This window comes from Olsenella phocaeensis (assembly GCF_900120385.1).
In the GTDB taxonomy this organism is placed as follows: Bacteria; Actinomycetota; Coriobacteriia; order Coriobacteriales; family Atopobiaceae; genus Olsenella_I; species Olsenella_I phocaeensis.
In genome coordinates this window covers 222,868-225,062 of sequence record NZ_LT635494.1, presented here as the reverse complement: position 1 = coordinate 225,062, position 2,195 = coordinate 222,868, and the positions used below count along the sequence as shown (strand labels likewise).

The following is a 2,195-nucleotide window of genomic DNA, read 5'->3' as shown; positions in this document are numbered from 1 at the left end:
CGTCCCCGGGCGCGTGGGGGTCGTGGGGCTCGGCCTCATGGGCGGCTCCTTCGCCAAGGCCATGCACGCCGCGGGGCGCGAGGTGCTCGGCTGGAACCGGACGAGCTCCACCACCGAGCTCGCCCTCATCGAGACCATCGACGCCGTCCTGGACGACGACTCCATCGGAAGCTGCGAGCTCATCGTGCTCGCCGGCTACCCCCAGGCCGCCATCGACTGGCTGCAGGAGAAGGCCGCGCTCGTCTCGCCCGGGGCCATCGTCATAGACACGGTGGGCGTCAAGCGCGTCATCTGCGAGCGCTGCTTCGCCATCGCAGAAGGCCGCCCCTTCACCTTCGTGGGCTGCCACCCCATGGCAGGCACCCAGCACTCGGGCTTCGCCCACAGCAGGGCCAACATGTTCCGCGGCGCCCCCATGGTCGTGGTGCCGCCGCCGATGGACGACTTCGCCCGCCTCGACGTGCTCGAGCGCCTCCAGGACCTCCTCGAGCCCTGCGGCTTCGGCTCCTACACGCTCTCGACGGCCGACCACCACGACGAGGTGATCGCCTTCACCTCCCAGCTGGCGCACGTGGTGTCCAACGCCTACGTGAAGAGCCCCACGGCACAGGACCACAGGGGCTTCTCGGCCGGGTCCTACAAGGACCTGACGCGCGTGGCCCGCCTCAACGCCCCCATGTGGCGGGAGCTCTTCCTCGACGACGCCGACCACCTCTCGGAGGAGATAGGCCGCATCGTCCGGAGCCTGCAGCAGTACAAGGACGCCCTGGACGCCAGGGACGGCGAGCGGCTCGAGGCCCTCCTCGCCGAGGGCGACCGGCTCAAGAGGGAGGCTGAGAGGCGATGAGCGACGCCGTCTCCATAGCGGTGGACACGCCCTCCCGCTCCTACCAGGTCACCGTGGGGAGCGGGGTGCTCGGACGGCTCGGACGGCTCGCCCGCGCCACCTGCGGCGGCCAAAGGGCCTGCGTCGTCTCGGACTCGAACGTCGCCCCCCTCTATGCCGAGGCGGCGCTCGGGAGCCTGCGCGCTGCTGGCTACGAGGCCGGCCTCCTCACCTTCCCCGCAGGCGAGGCGTCGAAGAACGTCCGCACTCTCTCGGCGCTCCTCGAGGGCATCGCCGGGCTGGGGCTCACCCGCGACGACGTGGTAGTGGCGCTGGGAGGCGGCGTCACGGGCGACATGGCGGGACTCGCAGCCGCCCTCTACCTGCGCGGCTGCCAGGTCGTGCAGGTGCCCACCTCGCTCCTCGCCATGGTCGACTCCTCCGTGGGCGGCAAGACCGCCATCGACCTCGAGGCGGGCAAGAACCTCGCCGGCGCCTTCCTCCAGCCCTCGCTGGTCCTCGCCGACGTGGACTGCCTCAAGAGCCTCTCCGCCGGGCTGCTGCGCGACTCCTGTGGGGAGGTCGTGAAGCATGCCGTCCTGGACGGCCCCCAGATGCTCCGGGACCTGACCGAGCACCCCGCCAACGAGTCGCTGGAGCCCGGGAGGATGACGGCCCTGGTGGCACGCAACGTGAGGATCAAGCGCGACGTGGTCGCCGACGACGAGCGCGAGCGCGGCCTCAGGCAGACGCTCAACCTGGGACACACCATCGGGCACGCCATCGAGGCGGCGAGCGGCTTCGCCCTGGGACATGGCAGCTCCGTCGCCGCAGGCCTCTGCTGCATGGCCCGCGCCTGCGAGCGCAAGGGCTGGAGCGAGCAGGGGCTTGCCGCGCTCGTCGAGGGGGCGGTGCGGGCGCACGGGCTGCCCACGGGCACCGACGTGCCGACGGACGACCTCATGCGCTTCGCGGCGCACGACAAGAAGAGGCACGCCGACTCCGTGAACGTAGTCGTCCCCCTCGCCCCAGGCAAGGTCGAGGTCAGGGCCGTGGGCCTCGACGGGCTGCGCGAGCTCATCGAGCTCGGCTGCGGAAGGGACTAGGTGAGAAGAGCTTGGACGTCACCATAAACCCACGTCCCCTCGAGGGGCGCGTCGACGCCGTGGCGTCGAAGTCCGTGGCGCATCGGATGCTCGTCCTCGCCTCGCTCGCCGAGGGTCGAAGCGATATAGACTGCGCCACGAGCTCGCGCGACATCGACGCCACCGTGACCTGCGCGAGGGCGCTTGGGGCGAAAGTCGCCCGCACCCGATTGGGGTTTCGCGTCTCCCCCCTGGCGAGGGACGCCGTGCGGGCCGCCACAGGG

At 71.3% G+C, this 2,195-nt stretch carries 2 protein-coding genes and 1 pseudogene; all 3 read left to right on the top strand.

Features of this window, described 5'->3' with window-relative positions; genetic code table 11:
* Positions 1 to 847 (top strand): prephenate dehydrogenase (locus BQ7388_RS01000; RefSeq protein WP_234946738.1); only part of this gene is annotated, 847 nt, incomplete at its 5' end.
* Positions 844 to 1,932: a 3-dehydroquinate synthase gene (gene aroB / locus BQ7388_RS00995; protein WP_072499558.1), complete on the top strand. Its 1,089-nt coding sequence runs from the start codon at positions 844 to 846 to the stop codon at positions 1,930 to 1,932. The genes BQ7388_RS01000 and aroB, both read left to right, overlap by 4 nt.
* An 11-nt stretch (positions 1,933 to 1,943) precedes the next feature.
* Positions 1,944 to 2,195: pseudogene (locus BQ7388_RS00990) on the top strand (3-phosphoshikimate 1-carboxyvinyltransferase); the annotation flags it as partial.

Excerpts from the sequence above, each read along its gene's own strand:
- aroB (WP_072499558.1), top strand. The coding sequence starts at position 844 with ATGAGCGACGCCGTCTCCATAGCGGTGGACACGCCCTCCCGCTCCTAC.